4 protein-coding genes are annotated in these 8,028 nt (G+C 47.4%); 2 read left to right on the forward strand and 2 right to left on the reverse strand.

The features are described 5' to 3' along the window. The coding region (locus RIG68_RS00005; protein WP_350117557.1) for a BspA family leucine-rich repeat surface protein at positions 1–5,883 on the reverse strand (5,883 nt) is incomplete at its 3' end. A 155-nt stretch (positions 5,884–6,038) separates the two neighbouring features. Here RIG68_RS00005 and RIG68_RS00010 point away from each other — a divergent pair. Then, positions 6,039–6,332 carry a hypothetical protein gene (locus RIG68_RS00010; protein WP_350117559.1) on the forward strand — a complete coding sequence of 98 codons (294 nt, stop codon included), beginning with the start codon at positions 6,039–6,041 and terminating at the stop codon, positions 6,330–6,332. A 146-nt stretch (positions 6,333–6,478) separates the two neighbouring features. Next, positions 6,479–7,702: an aminotransferase class V-fold PLP-dependent enzyme gene (locus RIG68_RS00015; protein ID WP_350117561.1), complete on the forward strand. Its 1,224-nt coding sequence runs from the start codon at positions 6,479–6,481 to the stop codon at positions 7,700–7,702. A 131-nt stretch (positions 7,703–7,833) separates the two neighbouring features. Here the strand turns inward: RIG68_RS00015 and RIG68_RS00020 are convergent. Beyond that, positions 7,834–8,028: T9SS type A sorting domain-containing protein (locus tag RIG68_RS00020; protein WP_350117563.1), on the reverse strand; the 195-nt coding region annotated here is incomplete at its 5' end.

The raw sequence follows: 8,028 nt of genomic DNA on the forward strand, positions 1-8,028 counted from the left end.
TCTGCCGTCATAAAAATCTTCGACTCCGGTTTCGGTCTCCTCGACATCAATCAGGTTTATTGTAATAGTAGCCGACGCCGACAATTCGCCATCACTTACCTCCACCACCAGCTCGAAAACAGGGGTAGTTTCGAAGTCAAGCGCTTCCTGTGAGTTCACGGTGAGTACGCCCGTCTGACCATCGATTGCAAACGCATCCGATGCGTTTCCCGAGGAGACCGTGAATGAGAGCTGGGCTCCTTCCGGGTCGGACGCAACAACAGTACCTACCTCGGTGCCCACTGCCACATTTTCTTCAATGCTGAAAGATTGGGCGGCAATTGTCGGCACTTGATTCTCCTGATCAACTTCCTCCACATCGCCAATGTTCACTGTAACTGTGGCCGTAGCGCTTCCACCCTGCCCATCACTCACCTCAACTGTCAATGAAAAGGTGGGTGTGGTTTCGAAATCCAATGCTGCTGGGTTGTTGACCTCAAGCGTGGAGGCAAGCGGGCCAACCCTGAATATCCTAAAAGCGTCGTTCGTATTTCCTGCCGTGATGGTAAAGGTGAGTTCGCCATCACCTGTAGTTGCAATCAGGTCGCCAATATCTGTTCCCTCTGTGCTATTCTCATCGACAGAAAACGACTGATCACTCATTTGAGGGCCCAGGTCATTGAGGTTGATGGTGACCACTGCGCTGGCTGTACCTCCTTTGTTATCAGCCACCTCTACGGTAAGGTTGAAAACGGGATTGGCCTCATAATCCAAAGCCGCACTATTTTTTACTATGATATCTTTGGTATTGATCAGCCCGAAGGCAGTATCGGTGTTTCCAGAGGTGATGGAGAAGGTGAGCGCATCACCGTCGGGGTCGGTGGCTTCTATGCTGCCAATAATTTCATCTTGGTTAGTGTTTTCGTCAATTGTGAAGGACTGGTCTGTTATTTGAGGCGCATTATTGATTAAGGTAGTCACTGCTGTGAAGTCGGAGCTATTGAAGCCCAGCTCATTGTCGACTCTAATAGCAAAGGAATACTCAGTATTGGGAGACAGCCCTCCAACCACAATCTTTTTGCTAGTCTCGTCAAAATTGCCTCCCAGCACATTGTTGAGGTCTTTGTCAACGATATTGTAAGTCAGGGGACATCCGTCGCATTTGTCGTCCGGCTTCGTAAAATTAACCCGTACCGAAGTGGAGGTAACCTCGTCGAAGGTCGGTGCATTCGGTTTGGCAGGTGGTCCGAAGACTTCCTCGGTGGTAAAGCTCCAATCAGTACTGCTGCTGATGCCTGCATAGGCAGCACCAAGCAGGTCTTCGAAGGCTGTATCATCTACCAGTACGTAGAGCGCCGTGCCTTCGGGGAACTCACTCTCCAGATTGATAGTTACCACATCACCATCGATCGATACTTTTGGCGATTGGACATCGATGACCTCTACATCGCTATCGTCATTTCCATTCTTGATAGTGATATTGCCTGTACCTTTCTGCACATCTTCATTGAAATTGATAGTAAGGTTGGAGTTGACGGAAACATTCTGACTATCATCGGGGGGCGTGAGGGTTTCGACGGTTGGCGGAGTAGGGGCATTGTCGAAATGAATACCAAGGTTGGTGCTCACAGGGCCGGTAGCGTTGACGACGCTGGCAGCTGCCGAATTGCTGAATGCGGCATCAGTAAATGAATACTGAATATTGTCGATATTGTTTGCTTCCTCGTGAGGATTTATGTTCCCGGTGAGCGAAAGAGTTGCTGTCAACCCATCTGACCCAACATCAACCGAAGGGTTTGCTCCTCCGGGCACCGAAGTCAAAGAATACTGCGTAGTAATAGCCAGTGTGCCGCCGACATTGACAAAAGTGTCTCCCAAAACGCTCCAGATGAGTGAGCCCTCAACGCCACCGTCGTTGGCCTCACTTTCACTAAATGCGTTGGTACTTAAAGCATACTCTCTTACCTCGTTGCCAACCAGCAAATAGAGCGTTGAACCGTTTTTCCCGAAAGCCAACGCTTTAAGCTCTACATCTGATTCAGGCAAAGAGAAGTAGCTGTCATCAGTGGAAGTTGTAATGTCAAAGGGCGTGGCAAGAGAATGCCGGGCAATACCCTCTGCAAAATCATCAAGTATAAAGAGCTGACGTCCGTCCGGACTGAATGCAATGTCTCTGGCACTTAATGACAAGGTCTGCAGGTTGCCAAAAGGTGTTGACCCCGACGAAGATAACTCAAACGGCGTGGTTAGTGTGAATTCGTCAATTCGTTGTGGTGTGGTGAAGTAGATTTTCGAACCGTCGTTGTTTATCGCAAGGCCTGCGCTGGCCACGATGTTGTCCTGCCCTTTATAGATAGCCGTTCTGATGTTAAATGGATCCGCCAACTCGTACTCGCTGATGTATACTACACTATTGAACGTGCCTGTAATATACATTTTGGATCCATCTCGGCTGAAGTGAATACTGCTCGGGTTGTCAGCCCGGTCCGAAACGGAAAGGCCAAAGGAATAGCTGGCGGTCTGTACGGCATATGGCTGTGTCAGGGTGAAAACCATCACCTGATCATTTTGTGTGCCTACTACGTACATTTTGGTTCCGTCTGTGTTGAAGGCGATATCTGTTGGAGTACTTTCAAAGAGTGACAGGGTGAATTTGCTGTCGGTGTAAGTCACAGACGACAAGTTGGGAAGGGCTGAATAAGTAAGCGAGGCACTGTTGAAGTTGATTCCCAGACCACTGCCTGCTGCAACACTATTGACCACGTCGGCGGCGGCGGCGTTTGGAAAGGCATCGTCGGTAAACGTGAATTCGAGGTCAGCAATATCGTTGGCTTGTTCATGAGCGGCCGCATTTCCGGCAATTGTTAAGGTGGCGATAGTGCCGTCTGTATTTACTTGCAGGGTAGGCGTAAGGCCCGACGGCAAATTGTTGATTGTAAAGTGGGTAGGCGAGCTGAGCGATCCACCTGCATTTGAAAAGGTATCATCTCCTGAAATGGCTATAGTCATAGAGCCGTTTACAGCACCTTGATTCGCACTAGTCTCTACGAACGAATTGGCCGAAACCTCATATTCATACAATGAAGAGCCGTTTTCTATTATATAAAGCCTGGAGAAGTCGTCTTTAAAAGTAAAACCTGTCGGCATTTCAGCATGTTCTACAAGGTGAAAAAGGCTTTTATAATTAGACGACAGGCCAGCAACATTGGATACGCTAAACGCCCCAAGCATAGAGGCTTCATATTGCAGGATCTCATGGTTGTTTTTGAGCACGTATCCTCTATTTCCGTCCAGAGTAAAAACCACGCCCTCAGGACCGTCAACCGCCCCACTCATGCTCCACGTGGCCGTGCTTATATCAAAGGGGGTAGTTAAGGTGTATCCATGAATGATGTTCAATCCGGCCACATACATCTTTGACCCATTCGGGCTAAAGTCCAGGCCCCGAGGGTCAACGGTATGTGCAGCCACAGAAAAATTGGTGATAAATGTGGCGGTAGTAATGTCGAAAGCGCTGCTGAGCGAATATTCGTTGACATCGTCGCCATCGTCGCCTACCATGAACATCTTGGTGCCATCGGTGTTAAAAGCAAGTCCCATCGGATTATTATCCTCGGTGCCAACGGAGAAACTTGCGCCACTGCTATAACTAATCAGATTCCAGGGTGTGCCCAGCGTGTAGGAAACTACTTCATCACCTTCTGTTCCAACAATAAATAACTTTGTTCCGTCATTGTTGAAGACAATATCCTGTGGAGAAGCTTCCTCTCCTCCAAAACCAATTGATATTCCCGTTGGTCTCAAAGAGCTGATATTGGGGGAAAAAATATAATCGAGGGATGCCTCACAATCTTTGGAGTCACCGGTGATTTCCCAGTTATTCGGCGCACCTGTCAGCAACGATCTTGCCGATGTGCCTGCGCAATAAATGAGTTCATCGGCTTCAAGGTCCACTCCACTTTGTACGCTTTGTCCGGCCCAGCCGATCAACGTCTTGTCATAGTTTTCTTTCGACATTCCGGAATTGTTAAGCATACTACCCATAGTCGTCACCTCGCCAATATCCCAGCTACCCAAATCCTGATCAAAGGAACTGGCGTTCGAGAACATCTGACCCATGTTGTTTACTTTTGCTACAGTCCAACCGCCAATATTTTGATTGAACGAGCTGGCACCTACAAACATTCCAAACATGCTTTCCACATTGTCTGTTTCCCATCCGCTAATGTCCTGGTTGAAGGATGTAGCTCCGTCAAACATGACCCCCGTATTAGTAATGTTGCTCACGTCCCAGTGCCCGATCGGCTCATTGAAAGAGCTTGCTGCCTGAAACATAAAGGTCATATCTGTTACAGCCGAAAGGTCTGGGGCATCGGTGGCAGGTATGGTCAGATTGGAGCACCCGGCGAACGCACCGCCCATGGATGCCCAGGCAATGTCACCCCATTGTTCAACAGTCAGAATTTTATCATAGTCCACTTCAAAGTGGAAATAGATGCGTGGAAAGTCGCCGCTGATCTCCACTTTGTACGTGCCGGCAGCTCCAAAATCAATCGTATGAGGTGAGTTGCCATCATTGAACGGGCCTGCAGTACCGTTGTTAGATGGATTGCCAACTTCTTCCCAGTCGACAGTGTAGTTGTACCCCGTGCCCGTGGTAGGAATAATGATTTCAGTATCACCAGAAGAGCCAGAGTTGGCTGTCTTCCAGATTGAAATAAATGGTGCACAATCCTGTGTATCGCCGCTTATTGTCCACATGTTTGGAGCTTCGGATAAGATGGTCCGGGCAGACGCTCCCCTACAAAAACTTAGCCCTGATGCGCCTAGAGCGACTTCGGATTGCAAAGATTGAGACGCCCAGCCAATAAGCGTTTTGTCATAATTTTCTTTTGAAAGCCCACTGTTGTTAAACATAAAAGACATATCAGTTACAGCGCTTACATCCCAGTCGGCTAGGTTTTGATCAAAGGATGTTGCATTAGCAAACATGGCAAACATATCGTCTACAAGCCCTACCTCCCAGTTTTTGATGTCCTGATTAAACGAGCCTGCATCTTGAAACATGAACTTCATTTCCTGCACCCCACTCACATTCCAACTGCTGATGTCGCCGTTGAAGTCATAGGCGAATCCGAACATATTGATCATGCTTTCTACTTTCTCTGTATTCCAGCCTCCAATTTCCTGATTGAATGAATGAGCCTCAAAAAACATGAAGTTCATGTTGACCACCTCGTCTACTTCCCAGTTGCTGAGGTCTTGATTGAAAGAGGTTGCACTGTTAAACATGCTGATCATGCTTACTGTATTGCTTACGTTCCACATTCCAATGTCGCGATTGAAAGCGCTGGCGCCGTGAAATGTGCCGTCCATGTACTCTATGGTGCTCACATCCCATCCCCCGATGATACCATTGAATGAGGCAGCTCCAGCAAACATTCGTGACAGAACGGTGACTCCAGACAAATCAGGGACGTCATTTGCCATTACATTAAGATTGATGCAACCATAAAAGGCATCCTCCATTGAAGTCCACGGGACATCACCCCACTGTTCGACAGATAATACCTTTTGATTGTCGCCAACATTGTTGAAATAAATCCGTGGAAAGTCGCCGCTGATTTCCACTCTGTAGGTGCCAGCCGCTCCAAAATCAATCATATGAGGTGAATTGCCGTCGTTAAAGGCCCCTGCAGTACCGTTATTGGATGGATTACCCACTTCTTCCCAGTCGACCGTGTAGTTGTACCCCGTACCTGTGGTCGGGATAATGATTTCGGTATCACCCGAGGTGCCAGAGTTGTCTGTCTTCCAGGTAGTAATAAAGGGTGATTGAGCGAGGAGCGGCGAATAGATAGTAAGATGATAACAGAATACTAATAGCTTGTGAAAATTTCTCATGCTGTCTCCGATTTTTAAACTAGCTGACCTTAAGGGAATTAACCTAGCATATAAATGGAATTCAAATTATTTTTGCCAGTTGCACAATTGTGTTTCCGAAACCCCGATTTCTCTTTCCGAATGAGTTTCTTAGAGGGTCAAAAAGGTCAACTTGCATGAGGCCAAATCAGGCATTAGGCTTACAGAAGGTGGTAAGGTGTGTGAGCACCTTCTCGATATTACTATGCCTTGCCGACTCCTCGTGGGCACAATTCCCGTCCAAATTCGACAGCCTTCGAAACCTGGCACGGACCACCAAAAGTCCAGTTACAAAAGCCGAAGCCTACCTGAGCATGGCGGAAGAAATAAGAGACGCCAACATCAACATGATGCCTGCTTTCATTGATTGGGCATTTCATATCTCAAGGCAAAATCGGTACGATAGAGGAATTGCCAAGTCTCCTTTCTAAACCAGGCTCGGGCTTACTGGCATCAAGTGCCAGAATTTTTTCATACCTTAATGCTAGCAACCCCAGATTCTCTATTTCTAATCCAATCCACCAACCGACTGTCCAATGCAAAGGAGAAAATTCTTTAGGCGGGTGGCTGTAGGCCCTTGGCTACTGTCGCAGCACCGGCCTGGACTAGTTCTCGCAAACCCGCTTCGCCCCAGAATCTGTCTGAGCTAAGCAATATTTACTCACCTGAAGACGAACGCTACTGGGAAATGGTGAAAAAGCAGTTCATAGTACCCGAGCCGCTGATGATGGTGAACGCTGCCAACCTTTGCCCAAGCCCCTACTTTGTGAATGAGCAGGTGCAGGCATCACTGCAAAAACTGGAGAAGGACGTATCGTTTCAAAATCGTGAAATGTTCACCAGTGAGCGGAAGGAAGCCCTTGAGGCCCTCGCAAAATTCGTTGGAGCAAATGTTGAAGAAGTCGGAATTACCCGCAACACCACCGAAAGCAACAATATTCTCGTTCATGGCATCGACCTGAAAAAGGGTGACGAGATCGTCCTCTGGGAGCAAAATCACCCCTCCAACAACATGGCCTGGGAACAGCAGGCCAGCAGGCTTGGTTTTGTGATTAAGAAAGTCAGTGTGCCAGCCAATCCCTCCTCTCAGGAGGAATTGATAGCACCATTCAGAGCAGCCATCGGCCCCAAAACGAAGCTAATTTCATTCTCTCATGTGTCCAATACGTCTGGTCTAGCCCTTCCAGCTAAAGCACTGTGCGACCTGGCCAAAGAAAAAAACGTCATGAGTTTGGTCGATGGTGCCCAAACCTTCGGCATGATGGACATCAATCTACAGGAAATAGGCTGCGATTTTTACACTGGCAGTACCCATAAATGGTTGATGGGTCCGCTGGAAAATGGCATTCTTTACATCAAAAAAGAAAGATTCAATGCTGTGCTCCCAAGTGTGTATGGGGGAGGGTGGAAAAATGATAGTGCTACGGTTGATGAAAAGTTTTGCGTGCTTGGGCAACGCAACGAAACCACCGCTTCAGCCATCAAAAGTATCATCGATTTCCATTATACTGTGGGAAAGAAGCAAATTGAAACGAGGGTAAAAATGCTTAATTCCAATTTCAAGGAACAATTGGCTGTCAAAGTACCGACTGCCAAGTTTCTAACACCAGTTTCACCTGAGTTCAGTACCGGTGTTACTATACTCAGCATCTCTGACAAAGGAGGGCCTGAAATTTACCAGCTACTTTATGAAAGACATGGCATTGCCTGTGCACCAACTGGTGGATTCCGCTTTTCACCTCATATCTACAACACAAAAGCTGATTTGGATAGGATCGTTCAGGCCCTGGAGAGAGTATAGTTGACTGCTCCCAAAGATTTATGTTGTCACAAAAAAAAAAGGAAGCCTTCTTCATAGAAGGCCTCCACAAAACGTCCCGTGTTTGTTGTTGTGATGAATTAAGATTTAGTCGAATGATGATAGGTTCTGCCTTAGTTTTTGAGTAGCCGCTTGAGTACAAGCACACCCCCAACTTCGGTCATTAGAAAATAGATGCCCGCCGGACTATCAAGTAAATTAACTGTCACAGATTTTGCCTCGTGGTGTTCTACTAGTGTTGGGAATTCCTGCCCCGCTGCATTGACCACTTTAAAAGTAAAGTCGCTCAGCTTTACCCCTTGCGACGT

This window comes from Imperialibacter sp., from assembly GCF_040222385.1.
Classification (GTDB): Bacteria; Bacteroidota; Bacteroidia; order Cytophagales; family Cyclobacteriaceae; genus Imperialibacter.